This is a genomic window from Pelagibacterium sp. (assembly GCF_965249125.1).
Classification (GTDB): domain Bacteria; phylum Pseudomonadota; class Alphaproteobacteria; order Rhizobiales; family Devosiaceae; genus Pelagibacterium.
In genome coordinates this window covers 2,698,998-2,716,700 of sequence record NZ_OZ252217.1, presented here as the reverse complement: position 1 = coordinate 2,716,700, position 17,703 = coordinate 2,698,998, and the positions used below count along the sequence as shown (strand labels likewise).

Below are 17,703 nucleotides of genomic sequence, written 5' to 3'. Positions count from 1 at the left end.
TGTACGCGACCGCACCCTCCAGTGGCTGAGCAGACCCGGCTGGGTCCCGGATCACGTCCGGGACAGCGATGGCGGGGCAATCCGCCGATCCTCCCCACCCCGGGTCATCCCGGGCGAAGACCCGGGACCCAGTACCCCCAGCGCCAACGGTTCGATCTCCAGCGCGGCGCTTAACTGTTGGCAATCGCACGGCGGCGCAATAGCGTGCGGCGACAACCGCACGAGAACAGACCCCAATGAAAAAAGCGCCATTCCCTGTCGGCCTCGTGACGCTGTTCATCGTTGCGATGTTTGGTCTCAATTCGTCCCCCGCCACCGCGCAGGAAAGCCAGTGTGGCTCCAGCGCCGCGTTGATCGTACAAACCGCCTATCCCGACGGCACCAAAATTTCCGACGAAACCTACTCGGTCGATGGCGGCACGATCACGCTGCCCGCCGACAGCATCATCGATTATACCCCCGATAAGATGATCTGCCGCATCTGGCCGGCCAATCCCCATTACCGCCTCGTCGCCGTCCCGCTGATCTACGAGCAGACCGACGATGCGACGCGGGGCGATCTCGACCTTCTCGTTCTCGATACCGAAACCCACGCGGTGGCTGCGCGCACCCGTCTGGAAAACATGATGTCCGACGATGCCGTCCGGATCTATCGCGTGGCCTTCGACACCGCATTCTACCAATTGGCACCGGACCGGATCGCCTTCGGCCTGCGGATCGTCGAGGAGGGAAGTTCGCGCGTGAATCCCTTTATGCTCACCACGCTGTGGCTCTTCGACATGGAGGGGAACGACCTCAGCGCCATCCTCGACAATGTCACCGTTGATCAACGCGGCGGCGAATGGGACGGCAATTGTGAGGGCAAGTTCTACGCAACCACGCGCACGCTCGCCATGGCGCCCAAAGCCCATAATGGCGTCGCCGACATCATCGTTTCGACCCGCTCCGAGACCAGCGTTTCCTACCAACGCGATGGCCAATGCACCGAAGCCCTGACGGACAGCCCCGCGTCCACCGACCACCTGACTTTCGATGCCGGGCGCTACACGGTCCCCCAAGACCTGACGCGCCGCTGGTAGCAGGCACCAGCTCCGGCGCGTAAGTTATCTCCCCCTCGCTTCCCCGGCGAAAGCCGGGGCCCATGTGCCTTTCCACGCACTTTAGAGCGTCAGGCAAAAGCAGTTGGGTCCCGGATCAAGCCCGGGACAGCGATGGGGAGCGGGCGGCAATCGTTTTTGTCAAAAGCTGAACGGCCATCGCGCAATCGAAGCGTTTCCCAGAAAAGCGGAAATGCTCTAAGAGCGCTCCATGCACCCCACCGACCCCTTGCCCATAGACGCCGTCCTCCCCGCGCTCAGATCCGCGCTGGAGGACGAGACACGCGCCGTCCTCGTTGCCCCGCCCGGCGCGGGTAAGACGACCCGCGTGCCCCTGGCCCTGCTCGATGCCGAATGGCGGGGCGATGGCAGGATCGTCATGCTCGAACCGCGCCGCCTCGCCGCGCGGGCCGCGGCCCGCCGCATGGCCCGGACGCTGGGCGAACAGGTCGGCGAAACCGTCGGCTACCGGGTTCGCCTCGACACCAAGATCTCGGCAAAAACCCGCATCGAAGTGGTCACCGAGGGCGTGTTTACGCGCATGGTGCTCGATGACCCCGAACTGACCGGCATTGCCGCCGTCCTGTTCGACGAATTTCACGAACGCAGCCTCGACGGCGATCTCGGCCTCGCCCTCACCCTCGACGTATCGGTCCTGCGCGAGGATCTGCGCATCCTCGTCATGTCGGCAACCCTCGACGGCGCGGCGGTGGCCTGCCTGCTCGGCAATGCCCCGGTGATCGAAAGCCAGGGCAGGGCGTTCCCCGTCGAAACCCGCCACATCATCCCCGATGCCAACGCGCGCATCGACCACGCGGTGGCCGCCGCCACCCACCGCGCGCTGGCCGAAGAGGCCGGTTCGATCCTGGTTTTCCTCCCCGGTCAGGCCGAAATCCGCCGCACCGCCGAAGCGCTTGGCCCAATCGTCGGCCCGGACACCGATATCGCCCCGCTTTACGGTCAGCTCACCCCGGTCGAACAGGACCGCGCCATCCAGCCCGCCCCGCCGGGTCGCCGCAAGATCGTCCTCGCCACCGCCATCGCCCAGACCTCGCTGACCATCGAAGGCGTTCGCATCGTTATCGATTCAGGTTTTTCCCGTTTACCGGTTTATGAGCCCAACACCGGTCTCACCCGGCTCGAAACCCGCCGCGTTTCCCGCGCCGCCGCCGATCAGCGCCGCGGCCGGGCAGGGCGCACCGAGCAGGGCGTCTGCTATCGCCTCTGGCACGAAGGCCAGACCCAAAGCCTTGCTCCCTTCGATCCCCCCGAAATTACCCAGGCCGATCTGACCAACCTCGTCCTCGATCTCGCGAGCTGGGGCGTCACCGATCCCAAAACCCTCGCCTTCCTCGATCCCCCGCCGGCTCCCGCATGGTCCGAGGCCGTCGATCTGCTGGCCAATCTCGACGCGCTCGACACCGCTGGCCGCATCACGCCCCACGGCACGCTGCTCGCCAAACTCCCCCTCCATCCGCGCCTCGGTCACATGATCGCGCTTGCCGCAACTGAAGGCAAGGCCATGGACGCGGCCCTGCTCGGCGTTCTGGTCGGTGAACCCGGCCTTGGCGGCAACGCCATCGATCTCTCCGACCGCTTCGAGCGCTTGCGCCGCGACAATTCCAGACGTGCCACTGAAGCCAAATCCCTCGCGTCTCGCTGGGCCAAAGCCGCTGGCGGGGCAGGGCAGCTTTCCGGCGCCGATCTGGCCCGCCACCTCGCCCGCGCTTACCCCGACCGCGTCGCCCAACAGACGGGTCCCGGCCGGTTCCGTCTCGCCAATGGCCGTCAGGCCCGCATCGATGACACAGAACGCCTTGCGCGCGAAAAATTCCTCGTTGTCACCGACATGACCGGCGCCGCCGCCAGCGCTCATATCCGCGCCGCCATCGCCATCGATCGCGATGACATCGAGGATATTTTTTCAAGCCACATCGAAACCGCGACCGAGCTGGCCTTCGAGGTCACCGCCCGTGCGGTTCGCGCCCGCCGCCAGCGCCGCCTCGGCGCCCTGCGGCTTGAAGACGGCCCGGCCGCTATCGACGATCCCGCTGCCGCCGCGCCCATGCTGGCCAAGGGCATTGCGCAGATCGGTATCGATAAGCTTCCCTGGACCCGCGACCAGCGCACCCTGCGTGACCGCGCCGGTTTCCTTCATCGCACCATGGGGAATGATTGGCCCGACCTCTCCGACACGGCACTGGCGCAAGACGATGCCGCCTGGCTCGCTCCCCACATCGCCGGCCTGTCGCGCCTCGATGCCATCACGCCCGATCACCTCGCCGCCGCCCTGTTCGATCTTTTGCCATGGGACCGGCGCGCGCGGATGGAAACCCTCCTGCCGTCCCATTTCCCCGTCCCCTCGGGCAGCAATATCCCCATCGACTACGCCGCCGAGAACGGCCCGGTTCTCGCCGTCCGCGTGCAGGAGCTGTTCGGGCTCGACACCCATCCCGCCATCGCGGGGGGCAAGGTGCCCCTTCTGCTCTCGCTCCTCTCCCCGGCCCATCGCCCCATCCAGACCACGCGCGATCTCCCCGGCTTCTGGCGCGGTTCATGGTCCGATGTCGCAAAGGATCTGAAGGGTCGCTATCCGCGCCATTACTGGCCCGACAACCCACTCGCCGCCCAGGCCACCAACCGGGCAAAACCCAGAAGCTGACCCAAAGTGCGTTGGGGCCAGCCCTGACCTGCCCACGCTTAACTCGCGTTGCGCCAGCTCTGTTCCTTGATGAACTGCGTCACGGCCTTGCCGTCCATGGGTCGGGCGATCGCATAGCCCTGCAGCGCCGCGCACCCCATTTCGGCCAGTATTTCGGCGTGCTGGAAGCTTTCGACGCCCTCGGCGATCGCCTCGATGCCCAGCGAAGCGCCGATCTCGATGATCGAGGCGACAAGCCTGCGCTGGCCGGCCGAGCTTGTGATCGGCATCACGAGCTGCCGGTCGATCTTGAGCCGCTTGGGCCGCAATTGCAGAAGCGAAACGATCGAGGCATAGCCCGTCCCGAAATCGTCGATCTCGATATCGATGCCCAGATCCTTGATCTGGTCGATATTGAACGAAACCAGCGAGTCGCGTTCGTCGAGATAGATGGACTCGATCAATTCGAACGACACGGTGCCGCGCTCGATATCGAGCGCCTTGAGCGTGTCGATCAACCCCTCGTCGTTGAGCCGCCGCGCCGAAACGTTGACCGACACCCGCGGCACGTCCAGCCCGGCCTTTTTCCATTTCCTGTGCTGGGCCAGCGCCTGCTCGAGGATCAGCTTGTCGATCGTCGCAACAACGTTGAGGTCTTCGGCGATCGCCATGAATGCGTCGGGCGCCAGCAATCCCCTGATCGGGTGGTTCCAGCGCGCCAGCGCCTCCATGCCCACGATGTCGAGCGTCTTTGCGTCCACCTGCGGCTGGTAGAAGGCGACGAATTCACTGTTTTCAAGCCCCGCAAGAATGTCGTCCGCCACGCGCTTGGCGGTGATGATTTCGGCCTGCAATTCCTCGGAAAAGAACTCGGCCCGGTTCCGGCCGCGCTCCTTGGCGCGATAGAGCGCGATATCGGCGTTGACCAGCACCTGCTTGGCCGGCGTGATCGAAACGTCGCCCCCCGCGATGCCGATCGAAACCCCGAACCGGCACTCATGGCCCTGATAGGAGACCGGCTTGCGCATGGCGGCGATGATCCGCTCGGCCATGACGCGCAGCTCCGCGTCCGATTTTTCCCCGATTGACAGGATCACGAATTCGTCGCCCCCGATCCGCGCCACGAAATCGGAGGGTCGTACCGAGGCCTTGAGCACTTCGGAGGCGTGGACCAGCATGGCGTCGCCCGCGGCATGCCCCAGCGTGTCGTTGATCTGCTTGAAGCGGTCCAGATCGATATGCTGGATCGAGACATACCCGCCATCGTGCGCGCTGCTCCGGGTGTGCATGTCCAGGATGTCGTCGAGATAGCGCCGGTTGGGCAGCCCGGTCAGCGGGTCGTGCATGGCGTTATGCTCGATGCGCGCCTTGGCGGTTTCCAGCTCGAAGTTTTTCGCCTCGGCCTGCGTCTTGGCGCGCAGCAGCGCCTCTGACAACTTGGCATCGGGTGTCGCGTCCCAATTGACCCCCACGATGCGCGGCGAAGTGCCCGGGTCCTGATAAACGGTGCCGATGGCCCTGATATGGCGCGTTTCACCTTCGGCGGTGATGACCCGGTAGTTGGAAAGATACTGGCTGCCCGAGCGGATGGATTCGTTGAAGTCACGCTCGGCACGTTCAAAGTCATCCGGGTGCAGCCTGTCGCGCCAATGGGCGTAGTTGCGCGCGCCGCCATCGCGGGGATGGCCGTAAAGCTCGTTCATCCGGTCGTCCCACGACAGGGCGCCGTTGGAAATGTTCATTTCCCACACGCCGACCTGGGAGGTTGCCAATGCCAGCTCCAGCCGGCGCGACAGGCGCGACAATTCTTTTTCGCGCCGTCGCTGTTCGATCATGCGCCGCCGGCGTTCCTCGTTCAGGCTCCCCAAAAGCACCAGCGGAACCAGGATCAGCGCCGCTGCCAGCCCCATGCCGACCCGAAGCAGGATGGTGTTGGGCGGATTTTCCCCCCAGCCTTCGCTCGGGATTGCCGAGATGACCCAGTTTCCCGACGGCAGCAACACTTCTGCACGCACCGGATCGTTTTCCAGCACGGCCGCGTCCCCGTAAAAGACCGAGTTGTTATCGGCCCGCCCGTCGCGTCCGGAAATGGCGATGGAGATATCGCCTTCCATTGCGGCAAGGCCGCTGTCTGCATAGAGCTTGTCCGCGTCGATCACCGCCGAAACGATGCCCCAGAAACGCTCTTGATCCTCTCCATTGTGATAATAGACCGGATAGCGCCCGATGAAGCCCCGCCCGCCTTGCACAAGATGCACCGGCCCGGCCAGAACGATTTCCCGCGTGTCGCGGGCCAGCATTGCCGCATCACGCTGGTCGGAATTGATCTGGTAGTCGAGCCCCAGCGCCGCTTCGTTTCCGGCCAGAGGATAGACCATGCGCACAACGAAGTCGGGCGCTGCGGCGATATTGATGAGCTGGTTACTCCGGTCGAACAGATAGGCGGAAAGCTGGGAAAACCGGTTCTGGCCCATATCGGGTTCGGTGGTGATGGTGCCGACCAGCCCGTGAATCAGCTGCAAATTGGCATTGACGTTGCCCTCGAGCTGGGCCCGCACCAGCCCGAGCTTGTCGAGCACCGCCGTACGTTGCGATTGTGCGAAGATCACCCGGTTCTGATAGTCGGCAAAGCCGACCGCCACGGCGATCACCACGACGGCCATCAAAGCGGGTATATTGCTGGCGCGCACGAGTGCTCGCCCCAATTGCCTTGTTCTGCTTTGAAGAGCGCCTGGCACGCTGTCTGCCCTCCGCACCGCATTTCTCGACACAGGAAACTGTTAGGGCCAATGGCTTAACACGCCCTTTAGACACTGCTTGTTGGAGAGATCGGGTGGGATCGGAAGCAAGGGGCAATCCCCTTGCCTTACCCCCCGAGCAGCCATTCATGCTCGGGCTGGTTGTGAAAGCGCCAAACGCGGCGCGGCCCGGCCATCACGTTGAGGTAATAGAGGTCATACCCATGGATCGCCGCGCAGGGGTGATACCCCCTGGGCACCAGAGTGGTTACCCCGTCCTCGATCAGCAGCGTTTCATCAAGCGATCGATCGTCGGTATAGACGCGCTGGAAAGCGAACCCCTGATGGGGGTTGAGCCGGTGATAATAGGTCTCTTCGAGATAGGACTCGTCGGGCAGGGCATCCCGGTCGTGCTTGTGCGGCGGGTAGGACGATGTATGTCCGCCCGGCGTTATCACCTCAACTATCAGCAGGCTGTCGGCCACCCCGTCGGTTTCGGGCAGGATGTTGGTGACATAGCGCGTATTGGTGCCCTTGCCGCGCACCTCCTGGCTCATGGCCTCGGGTGCGATGACCTTTACGGCGCGTTCCGAAAGGGCAGGGGCCGAACAGACGGCCAGTTCCAGATCGGTTTCCGCCATCACCGACCAATTGCTGTTGCCCGGCAAATAGACAGCCGCCGGCTTGCCGTCGAACGGGTTTTGCCGCTTGCCCATCTGGCCCAGTTGCCGGCGCCCGGCAGTCACGCTCCCTGTGCCGGAAACGAAAACCAGGCAGACCTCCCGATCCCCCGTGACCGCCGAAATGCCCTGACCCGCCGCCAGCCTGTGCAGCGCAAACCCCACATAGCGCCATCCCGCGCTTTGCGGCGTTATATCGATCACCTTGCCGGTTTGTCCCGACGGTTTGACCAGCAGTTCAGACATCACCTTGCTTCCTTCCTCTCCGTCCGAGCCCCCGATCCCGGCTCTGGTCCCGATCCTGGTTCTGATCCCGGTCCCAGCTCCGATCCTCACCTCCCCACCACCGTCATCCCGGGCGAAGACCCGGGACCCAGTACCCGGCAGCGCCTGCGGTTCGACCTGCAGCCTGTCCCCGCGCCCTCCCGCAATCCAAGCGCGCTCCAACGGCCCCCGCGATCATTCCGATCCCCAGCCTAACCCCCTCTCCCTTGGAGGAGAGGGTTGGGGTGAGGGGGCCTTTCCGAACCGGCAATTACTCTACGCCCCTACCTCAAACCCGGCCCGTTCCAGCACCCCGCGCAAATGCCCGTATCCCATCTTCGCATAGGTCAGTGGATGGGCCTTTTCGGGGTCCTGTTCCGCCTCGACCACAACCCAGCCCTCATAGGCTTTGAGTTCGGCAAACACAGCGCCAAAGTCGATCAGCCCGTCGCCGGGCACCGTATAGACCCCCGCCAGCACCGATTTGAGAAAGCTCCAATCCTCCGAATTGGATTTCAGCATCACATCGGCGCGCACATCCTTTGTGTGCACATGCGCGATGCGGGAGAAATGATTGCGCGCCACCCGCGCCGGGTCACCCCCGCCCCAGGTCACATGCCCGGTGTCGAGCAGCAGACGCACCGCATCGCCGGTCGAGGCCATCAGCCTGTCGATCTCGGCTTCGGTCTGCACGATGGTTCCCATGTGATGGTGATAGACAAGATCGAGCCCGTAAGCCTGCTTGAGCTTGAGCGCGAACGCCGTCAGCCGCATCCCGAACCGACCCCAGACGTCATGGGGCAGGACCGGGCGCTGCGACAGCGGCGTCTCCATCTGCCCATGGATCGCGTTGGACGTCTCGCACACGATCATCACCGTGCAGCCCATGTCGCGCAACAGCGTCGCATGGGCGGTGGCCGTCTCGATTTCGGCATTTTCATCGCGAACCAAAAGCTCGGTCGAATACCACCCCGAAACCAGCCGATGCCCATGCGCATCGAGCACGGGCCGAAGCGCTTCGGTCTGGCGCGGAAACTTGTTGCCCAGCTCCATGCCGACAAATCCCGCTTCCCGCGCCTCCGCCAGACACACCTCCAACGGCGTCTCCCCGCCGATCTCGATCATGTCGTCATTGGACCACCCAATAGGGTTCGCACCGATCCGGATCATTTTTCTTCTGTCTCTCGCTCTGCTTGGCCCCAGGCTCCGAGGAGCCCCCGCGCCCCTCGGGAGGGGAGAGGGGTGCTCGGGACTCACCAGGCCCGGCACCCTCGCGTTTTACTCACACCGCTTCGACAAACGCCATCTTCACCTCTCCCTCAGGGGGAGAGGTCGGCGCGAAGGCGCCGGGTGAGGGGGCCTTTCCCCCGTCACCCGATCCGCTGCCCCTTGACCCGCTCTTCATACTCGGCCCGCTTGGCCCGCACACCTGCCCGTTCGCTCACTTCGGGCACCGCAACGTCCCACCAATGCCCGCCGGCTTCGGTTGTCACCAGCGGGTCGGTATCGATCACCACCACATTGACCCCGCCGCGCGCCCGCGCGTCGGCAAGCGCCGCTTCCAGCTCGGCGATCCCGGCGGCCTTTTGCGCATGCGCGCCCATGGCGGCCGCGTGTGCGACGAAGTCGATCTCGGGCATCGCCTCCTTGCGCACGTCCTCGAACAGATTGTTGAAGTTCTCGCCCCCGGTCGCCATTTGCAGCCGGTTGATGCAGCCGAACCCGCGATTGTCGAGCACCACGACGGTCAGCCGCAGCCCCATCATCACGGCGGTCGAAAGTTCGGAATTGGCCATCATGTAGCTGCCGTCCCCGACCATGACGACCACCTCGTCGCCCGGCCGCGCCAGCTTGACCCCCAGCCCCCCGGCGATCTCGTAGCCCATTGTCGAATAGCCATATTCGAGGTGGTAGCGCCCAACACTTTCCGCCTTCCACAGCTTGTGCAACTCCCCGGGCAATCCGCCCGCCGCGCACACGACGATCGCTTCGCCCATCGCGCGCTGGGTCGCCCCGATCACCTGCGCATCCGAGGGCAGGGGAGCATTGGTGGCTGCGGTCACCGCATCGGCTTCGCCCAGCCATTCGCGCTTGCCCGCTTCCGCCTCATGCCGCCAGCTTTCCGGCGCTCGCCACGCGCCCAACCCTTCATGAAGCGCTTCGAGCCCCACGCGCGCGTCGGACAAAAGCGGCAACGCCCCATGCTTGCCCGCATCGACGGCAGCCACGTTGAGCGCCACAAATTCCGCCTCGGGGTTCTTGAAAAGCGCCCACGACCCCGTGGTGAAATCGGCCAGCCGCGTCCCCACGGCCAAAACCACATCGGCCTGCTCCGCCAGCCTATTGGCCGCGCTCGTCCCCGTCACGCCCACCGATCCCATGTTGAGCGGGTGGGAATGGGGCAGGGCCGATTTGCCCGCCTGCGTCTCCATCAACGGCACATTATGGCTTTGCGCAAACCGCGCCAGCGCCTCGGTTGCCCCCGAATAAAGCACCCCGCCGCCAGCGATCACCACAGGCTGTTTAGCGCTTTGCATCGCCGCGACGGCCCGCGCCAGCTCGTCCGCATCGGGCCGCACCCGGCGCTGGCTGTGCACGGTCTCGGCGAAAAAGCTGATCGGATAATCATAGGCCTCGGCCTGCGTATCCTGACACAGCGCCAGAGTCACCGGCCCGCATTCGGCCGGATCGGTCAGAACCTGCATGGCCCGGCGCAGCGCCGGCATGATCTGCTCGGGCCGCGTGATCCTGTCGAAATAACGCGACACGGGCTTAAAGCAATCATTGGCCGATACAGTCCCGTCGGAAAAATCCTCGACCTGCTGCAACAGCGGATCGGGGCGCCGATTGGCAAACACATCCCCGGGCAGAAACAACACCGGCAACCGGTTGACATGCGCCAGCGCGGCGGCGGTCACCATATTGGTCGCCCCCGGCCCGATGGACGTGGTGCACGCCATCATCCGCCGCCGGAAACTGGCCTTGGCAAAGGCGATTGCAGCATGCGCCATGCCCTGCTCATTATGGGCGCGATAGGTCGGCAGTTGCTCGCGCACGCCATAGAGCGCCTCGCCCATCCCCGCGACATTCCCATGTCCGAATATCGCCCACACGCCCGCAAACAGCGGCAGCCTTTCGCCCTCGATCTCGGTCATCTGCGCCGCCAGAAACCGCGCTGTGGCCTGCGCCATTGTCAGCCTGATCGTGCCGGTCATTGCCCCCGCGCCTCCCAGGCGGCCACCAGCGCCCCGAAGCGTTCGGCCATGTCGGCAACTGCCTCCTTGTCGTCCATTTCCCCAGCCAACCATTTTTCCGCCGCGCTGGCAAAGATCGTCCGCCCCACGGCAAACCCTTTGACGATTTCCGATTCCGCCGCCGCCCTGAACGCCGCCTTGAGTTCTTCTGCCGGCGCATCGAGCCCCAGCAGCACCACGCCGCGGCAGAAGGGGTCGTTGGCGGCAATCGTTTCCTCGATCAGCACCCACGCGCCCGCATCGGCCTGCGGCTCGAGCTTCCACCAGTCGGGCTTGACCCCGGCCGAATACAGCTCGGCCAGAACCCGCTGCACGGTATCGGTCGCAACCGCCCCGTTCTTGCCCCCGATGATCTCGATCAGCACCTCGCGTCCCACGCTGCGCGCCGCATCATAGAGCGCGCCCAGTGTCTCGATCTGCTCGAGCCGCATATCGTCGGGATCGTCCGGATGAAAAAACGCCAGGCACTTGATGGTATGATCGACCGGCCACTCGACAAGCCGGCTTCCGACGTCCTGGGAAAACTCGAACTTGAGCGGCCGCGATCCGGGCAGCTCCACCGGCCGCCCGATCCAGAAATCGGGCAGTTTCGCCGCCGCGAACAGCGCCGCGCGGCCGTATTTCTCGTCGAGCAGCATCCCGAACCCGTCGCGGCCGTCAGCCACCTTCGCTGCCGCTTCGACGGCCAGAAGCTTGAACGCGGCGATCTGGCCCCGGTCGGCTCCGGCCTTGTCCGCCATTTCCTCGAACTGAACCCGATGGTCGATGGCCAGCGCCATAAGGCTTGGATACTCCCGCCGCCGCCCGGTCGTCGCCCAGTGAATGTGGTTGAGCGCCGCGTCCCTGCGCAGCGCCCTGTGCTGACTGCCATGTTCGAGGAAGTGGCTCAGTTCGGAAAAGCTCGGGATCTCGGGCGAGCACAGCAGCCGCGACACCGCGAACGCTCCGCACGCATTGGCCCAGGTCGCGCAGGTCTCGAGCGGTTCCCCGGTCAGCCAGCCGCGCAGGAACCCGCTCATGAACGCGTCCCCCGCCCCCAGAGTATTATAGACCTCTATGGGAAAACCCCGCCCCACGATCCCGTCTTCGATGTCCTCGGGGATCGCCCCGTCATAAACGATGCACCCCATAGGGCCGCGCTTCAGGACGATCACGGCGGAGGAAACCTGTCTGATCGTCCTGAGCGCGGCATCCAGATCGGTCTCCCCCGAGCCGATCAGGATCTCTTCCTCGGTGCCCACGATAAGGTCGCAATGAGAGAGCACCGATTTCAGCCGCTCGGAAACCGTGTGCGAGCGGACATAGCGCTCCTCGCCCGCCCCATGCCCGGCCAGCCCCCACAGATTGGGGCGGAAATCGATGTCGAAGATCACCTTGCCGCCATAGCCCTTGGCAAAGGTCATGGCGATCTTTTGCGCCGCCGCCGTATGGGGCCGCGAAAAATGCGTCCCGGTCACCAGCACCGATTTGGCCCGCGCGATGAAATCCTCGGAGATGTCGCCCTCGGTCAGCGCCATGTCGGCGCAGTCCTCGCGGTAAAAGATCAGCGGAAACCGCTTGTCGTCCTCGACCCCGAGAATGGCCAGCGCCGTCAACCGTTCCTTGTCGGTGATGATCCCCTCGGTCGAAGCGCCCTCGCGCGCCATCTGTTCGGTGATGAAACGCCCGAAGGCTTCATCGCCCACCCGCCCCAGCCATGCCGATTTCAACCCCAGCCGCGCCGTGCCGATGGCGATGTTGGCCGGGCACCCGCCCACGGATTTGGCAAAGCTGGCAACGTCCTCCAGCCGCGCGCCGATCTGCTGGCCGTAGAGGTCCACCGAAGCGCGCCCGATGGTGATGACGTCCAGCGTCTTCTCCCGCTCTTCCATGGCGCTGGCCTCCCCGAAATCCGGACACGTGTTTGCCGTCCGGTTTAATCGCCCCTGATTGAAACATCAATTCCGAAAATCTGTCAATTCGGAATATATGTTCCATTTTGCCGATTGCATTCCATCGGCGGGTGACGCAAAAAGGCATGGGTGCAAATGTTGCGCAACACAGCGGTCAACATCGCACAAGTCCATAGCTTTTACAGCCAATGTTGCGTTTGTTGGCTGCGTGTTCGAGGAGGGTTTCATGCTGCGTTTCGGAATTCTGGGAGCCGGCCGCATCGGCAATGTCCACGCCCGCGCCATAGCGTCATCGGGCCGGGCCACGGTCGGCTATATCGCCGACGCCATGCCCGATGCCGCCCAAAAACTGGCCTCGGTGGTCGGCGCGAAAACCCAATCGGTTGAAGGCGTTATCGCCGCTTCCGATGTCGATGCCATCCTCATCGCCACCCCCACCGACACCCACGCCGACCTGATCGAACAGGCCGCCCGCGCCGGCAAGGCCATTCTGTGCGAAAAGCCGGTTTCCCTGTCGGTCGAGCGTATCGAGGCTTGCCTGCAAGTCGTTGAAAAGGCAGGCGTTCCCTTAATGATCGGCTTTCACCGCCGCTACGATCCAAACTTCGCCTTCCTCGAAAAGCGCCTGCGCTCAGGCGAAATCGGCGACCCTGAAATCATCACCATCACCTGCCGTGATCCCGCCGCGCCCCCGGTCTCCTATATCGAGCGCTCGGGCGGGCTTTACCGCGACATGATGATCCACGATTTCGACATGGCCCGCTTCCTTCTGGGCGATGAGGAGCTCGTCACCGTCCACGCCCTTGGCGGCGTCCTCACCGACCCGGAAATCGGCAAGGCCGGCGATATCGACACCGCCAGCGTCCAGATGCAGACAGCATCGGGCAAGATCGTCGTCATCACCAATTCCCGCCGCGCCACCTACGGCCACGACCAGCGCATCGAAGTGCATGGCTCAAAAGGGCTTTTGCGTGCCGCCAATATCCATGACACCACCGTCGAGATGGCCAACCAGGCCGGCTGGACGCAGGACAAGATTCCCTTTTCCTTCGTCGAGCGCTACCAGGCCGCCTACACCGCCGAAATCGAAAAATTTCTCGATTTCCTTGAAAAAGGCGAAGCGCCCCGCGCCTCCGGCCATGACGGGCTGATGGCCCAGAAGCTGGCCGAAGCCGCCAGCCAAAGCCTCAAGACGGGGCAGGTGGTCGAGGTCAAATAGTAGGGCGACCCGCCGGGCCGCCCCACTCCCTTGTCTTCAGCGATCAGCGGAAGATGTGGACGATTTGCCGATTGGCCGGGTCGATCAGCACCGGCTGGCCGTTGATATAGACATATTCATAGTCATAATCAGGGATCGGCTGGACCGTCACCGTATCGGGCACCTGGGCGCCGACCACCACTTCACCTTCAAGATAGACCGGCTCCATGGGGTTGGAGGTCACATAGGTGCGTGCGCTTTCCGGCGGATCGACGACCACGCCGGTGGTTGCGCCCAGCCCTGCGCCGATCGCGGCGCCCACGGGCCCGCCGATCAATGCGCCGGCAATCGCGCCACCGGCAGCGCCCGTCACCGTCGAATTGGCGGTGGTGGACGGTTCGGCAACGCCGACCAGTTCGGGCGGACGTTCGGTCAGTACGATCACTTCACCCTCGGCCTGGGCCTGCACCGTCAGATAGTCGGAATAGGCATAGCCCATGGTGCCGTTATAGTCGATTTCGCACCACATTGAATCCGCGACGCAGCCATTGACCGTAGCGCTGTCGCCCGAGGCGATCACGCCCACGGTCTCGAACTGCGGGCCGGGGCCCGAACGGATGTTGAGATCGGTTGTGGCCGTGGCGGTGGCGGTCTGGGCCAGTGCCGTGCCGGTCATCAGAAGTCCGGCGGTTGTCGCCAGGATTGTTTTTGCAAGAGCGGTTTTCATTGTTCTACTCCGTTGATTGGGCAGACAAACCTTCCCTCGAACCGGCGCGATGGCCGGGCCTCGGTATCGGCTCGTGCTGCTTGTTTCCCCGCGGTGGTCGAACGTCGCCAGGACCTGTTCGTTCCGAAGCCGGTGCCGGGGTGGCCAAAATCAAATTTGCCTGTGTCCGGCAGGCAACAGCGTTGCGTCGAGGCCTGCTTCAGAATGTCTCCTGCCGTCCGTCGATCACCAGAATGCTGGCCGGCCCCAGTGCCCGCGCAATAGCGGCGCGCGCCTTTTCGCCCGCCTGCGGATGCCGGCCATCCAGCGCGCCGACGCGCACGGCCACGGCAAGATCGAAGGGCCTTTCTTCCGTCTCGAGCGCAAAACCCTCGATCGCGCTTTGCCGGAATTCGAGAAGGCCCGAGGCCATTTCCTGCGCCGATCCGGCCCGCGCCAATGCGATCGCCTTGGCCGAGCGGTCGATGGCCACAACCTTGCCCGCTCCGATGCGTCTTGCCATTTCCCGCGCCATCGCCCCCGGTCCGCAACCGATTTCCAGAACCCGCATGCCCGGCGCCAGCGGCAACGCGTCCACAATGGCCAGCAGCCGTGTTGAAATGTCCTGTGCCATCCCTGTCTCCCAATGGCCCCACGATCGCGCCTTGCGCGGTCGCGCACAAGTGGGCGCCGATTGACGCGACAAGGCCCGCCGGGCTAGGTCTGTGCCCAGAGGTATCGCCCATGCGCACCGACAACCGGCTCTCCCGCATGCTTCATGTTCTCATCCACATGAGCAACCAGAAGGGTGCGGCCACGTCTGAAACCATCGCAAAAATGCTCTCGACCAATCCCGTGGTCGTGCGCCGCACCATGGCCGGCCTGCGCGAGGCGGGCTATGTCACCTCCTCCAAGGGGCACAATGGCGGCTGGGAACTGGCGACCCCGCTTGAAAAGATCACCATGGCCGATATCTACCGCGCGCTCGGTTCGCCCGAAATGTTCGCGCTGGGCCTCGCCAATGACGACCCCAAATGCCTGATCGAAAAGGCCGTCAACGCCCGCATCGGCGATACGCTTGCCGCCGCCGAAGCCATGATCGTCGACCGGTTTGGATCGATGACTCTCGCCGAAATCCGCGACGATTTCGCCGACCGGCTTGCCGCCGTCCCCCAGGACCAGCGCTGCTGAGGTCCCTAGGCGCGACTGTCCATCCCCAACGCCTCCCCAAGAAAAACCCTCGCCCCTCGGGGGAGAGGGTGGCCGGCAGGCCGGTGAGGGGGCCTTGAGCGCTGGCGGCTCTCGCCTCGCCCGCTCTACCGCCCCCGTCCCTTCCGCCGATCGGCCAGCGCCACGGTCAGCGCCATGGCCAGGGTCATGCTCGCGCTCATCGAGCGGAACCCTTCGAAATCGGCTTCGGCCACCTCGAACCAGGCTTCGGCCTGCGAGGCCAGGGGCGAAAAGATAGAATCGGTGATCGCCACCACCTTGGCGCCCGCTTCGCGCACTTGCGTGGTCAGCGCCACGGTTTCGCTGGCATAGGGCGTAAAGCTGATGGCCAGCGCCGCGTCCTTGTCGCTGGCGAAATTGGCCTGTTCGGCGGCCAGTCCCGCCACTGCGTCGATAAGGATTGTCCTTATGCCAAGCTTGCCCATGGCATAGGCCATATAGGAGGTCACCGGAAACGAGCGCCGCAGCCCGATCAGATAGATCGTTTCAGCGCTCTCGAGCGCGTCCAGCGCCCGCTCGAACACCGCCGGATCGTGCCGCGAGGTCAGCGCCGAGATCGAGCGCAGCGAGGCTTCGGCGAACCCTTCCAGGATCATCGAGGGACGCGGCGAGCCTTCTCCGTGCTCGCGCAGTTGCGCCATGCGCTCGTCATAGCCCAGCACCTGGTCGCGCAGCCGCGACCGGAACACCTCCTGCAGACCCGAGAAGCCCTGATAGCCCAGCGCCTGGGAAAACCGCACGAGCGTCGAGGGCTGCACATGGGCTTTGGCGGCGATCGAGGCTGCCGTGCCGAAGGCGATCTCGTCGGGGTTGTTGAGCGCATATTCGGCCACCTGGGTCAGCCGGCGCGGCAATTCCTCCCAGCGCGCCAGTACGCGTTCGCGCAGGGCCGCGAAATCGCGCGGCACATCGATCTGCTCTGCGCTGTCCATCGCCTTGCTGCGCCCCATGGTCGGTTTCTCCTATCTTATCCCCAGCGGGCCCGTTGCATCTATACTTGTCCGGTCATTGTCCCCGGCAATCGCCACCCGCGTTTTCGCTCTCGCGCCGCGCCGAATCCGCATTTTTCACCGTTCCGACCGCGTTTTTCGCGCCCCGCGCCGCGATTGGGTCTTGACGTATTCTGCACGAAATGGAATAAACATTCCACAATTATAAATGAGTGCATCAAGCATTCTATTTGGTGGATGCAGGAGGAGGGGAGAGGGAGATGGCCGAAAACGGCACGGCACTTCTCGAAGCACGCGGAATCGCCAAATATTTCGGCGCCATCACCGCGCTGGACGACGTCAATTTCCACGTCGATCACGGGGAGGTGCTGGGGGTCGTGGGCGACAATGGCGCGGGTAAATCCACGCTGATGAAAATCCTCTCGGGCCTCTATCAGCCTTCAAAGGGCGAGTTGATCTTCGAGGGTCACCCGGTCCATTTTTCCAGCCCCAAGGACGCCCGTGGCAAGGGCATCGAGATGGTCTATCAGGACTTCGCGCTGGCCGGTAACATGCCCATCTACGAGAATATCTATATGGGCCGCGAGCCGGGGACCAGGCTCGGCCCTCTAACGATCATCGATCACAAGCAGGCCCGCGAGATGGCCCAGTCCCATCTCGACAACCTCCACATCCATGTCAAATCGGTGTCCCAGAACACCGAGGATCTCTCGGGCGGCCAGCGCCAGGCGGTTGCCATCGCCCGCGCCACCGCGTTCGATGCACAGCTCGTCATCATGGACGAGCCCACCGCCGCTCTTGCCATCAAGGAAGTCGGCAAGGTGCTCGACCTTATCAAAAGACTGAAAGATCATGGTGTTGCCGTGATCGTCATCTCGCACCGCATGGACGATATCTTCTATTGCTGCGATCGGGTCATGGCGCTCTATCAGGGCACAAATTTTGCCGAGAGCGAGCTCAAGGACACCTCCCGCAACGAGGTTATCGGCTGGATCATGGGCACCAAGGGACACACCGAATCCCTGGCTCACGACAGGCTCAACTAGGGCAGGG

13 protein-coding genes are annotated in these 17,703 nt (G+C 64.1%); 5 read left to right on the top strand and 8 right to left on the bottom strand.

The window, feature by feature from the left end:
* Positions 1-236: 236 nt before the first annotated feature.
* Together ACP148_RS13235 and hrpB are read left to right on the top strand one after the other, a co-directional pair.
* Entirely contained in the window at positions 237-1,079 is an 843-nt protein-coding gene (locus ACP148_RS13235) for a hypothetical protein (protein ID WP_425033533.1), read from the top strand.
* Between the two features lie 229 nt (positions 1,080-1,308).
* Entirely contained in the window at positions 1,309-3,759 is a 2,451-nt protein-coding gene (hrpB, locus tag ACP148_RS13230; RefSeq protein ID WP_425033532.1) for an ATP-dependent helicase HrpB, read from the top strand.
* Positions 3,760-3,797: 38 nt separating this feature from the next.
* Here hrpB and ACP148_RS13225 read toward each other — a convergent pair whose 3' ends face one another.
* The 5 genes from ACP148_RS13225 to ACP148_RS13205 form a co-directional block, all read right to left on the bottom strand.
* On the bottom strand, positions 3,798-6,401 hold the full coding sequence (locus ACP148_RS13225) for a bifunctional diguanylate cyclase/phosphodiesterase (protein WP_425033624.1): 2,604 nt from the start codon (positions 6,399-6,401) through the stop codon (positions 3,798-3,800).
* A 203-nt stretch (positions 6,402-6,604) separates the two neighbouring features.
* Positions 6,605-7,402: a 5-deoxy-glucuronate isomerase gene (gene iolB, locus ACP148_RS13220; protein WP_421952586.1), complete on the bottom strand. Its 798-nt coding sequence runs from the start codon at positions 7,400-7,402 to the stop codon at positions 6,605-6,607.
* Between the two features lie 294 nt (positions 7,403-7,696).
* A complete protein-coding gene (iolE, locus tag ACP148_RS13215; protein WP_421952587.1) occupies positions 7,697-8,590 on the bottom strand; it encodes a myo-inosose-2 dehydratase in 894 nt (297 codons plus the stop codon).
* A 200-nt stretch (positions 8,591-8,790) separates the two neighbouring features.
* Positions 8,791-10,635: a 3D-(3,5/4)-trihydroxycyclohexane-1,2-dione acylhydrolase (decyclizing) gene (iolD, locus tag ACP148_RS13210; RefSeq protein WP_425033531.1), complete on the bottom strand. Its 1,845-nt coding sequence runs from the start codon at positions 10,633-10,635 to the stop codon at positions 8,791-8,793.
* Entirely contained in the window at positions 10,632-12,545 is a 1,914-nt protein-coding gene (locus tag ACP148_RS13205) for a bifunctional 5-dehydro-2-deoxygluconokinase/5-dehydro-2-deoxyphosphogluconate aldolase (protein WP_421952589.1), read from the bottom strand. The genes iolD and ACP148_RS13205 overlap by 4 nt, the downstream gene beginning before the upstream one ends.
* A gap of 247 nt (positions 12,546-12,792) precedes the next feature.
* Between ACP148_RS13205 and iolG the strand changes: the two genes are divergently transcribed.
* Complete coding sequence (gene iolG, locus ACP148_RS13200; protein WP_421952590.1) at positions 12,793-13,785, top strand: inositol 2-dehydrogenase; 993 nt, start codon at positions 12,793-12,795, stop codon at positions 13,783-13,785.
* A 43-nt stretch (positions 13,786-13,828) separates the two neighbouring features.
* Here iolG and ACP148_RS13195 read toward each other — a convergent pair whose 3' ends face one another.
* On the bottom strand, positions 13,829-14,491 hold the full coding sequence (locus tag ACP148_RS13195; protein WP_421952591.1) for a DUF1236 domain-containing protein: 663 nt from the start codon (positions 14,489-14,491) through the stop codon (positions 13,829-13,831).
* Positions 14,492-14,690: 199 nt separating this feature from the next.
* Positions 14,691-15,104, bottom strand: coding sequence for an SAM-dependent methyltransferase (locus ACP148_RS13190; RefSeq protein WP_421952592.1), 414 nt, complete (start codon positions 15,102-15,104; stop codon positions 14,691-14,693).
* Positions 15,105-15,214: 110 nt separating this feature from the next.
* On the opposite strand from ACP148_RS13190, the gene ACP148_RS13185 reads away from it, so the two are divergent.
* Positions 15,215-15,661 carry an RrF2 family transcriptional regulator gene (locus ACP148_RS13185; RefSeq protein WP_421952593.1) on the top strand — a complete coding sequence of 149 codons (447 nt, stop codon included), beginning with the start codon at positions 15,215-15,217 and terminating at the stop codon, positions 15,659-15,661.
* 125 nt (positions 15,662-15,786) lie between these two features.
* On the opposite strand, the gene ACP148_RS13180 is transcribed toward ACP148_RS13185, so the two are convergent.
* Positions 15,787-16,650: a MurR/RpiR family transcriptional regulator gene (locus ACP148_RS13180; protein ID WP_425033530.1), complete on the bottom strand. Its 864-nt coding sequence runs from the start codon at positions 16,648-16,650 to the stop codon at positions 15,787-15,789.
* 260 nt (positions 16,651-16,910) lie between these two features.
* Here ACP148_RS13180 and ACP148_RS13175 point away from each other — a divergent pair, with 260 nt between their 5' ends.
* Entirely contained in the window at positions 16,911-17,696 is a 786-nt protein-coding gene (locus ACP148_RS13175; RefSeq protein ID WP_421952595.1) for an ATP-binding cassette domain-containing protein, read from the top strand.
* Positions 17,697-17,703: the final 7 nt, after the last annotated feature.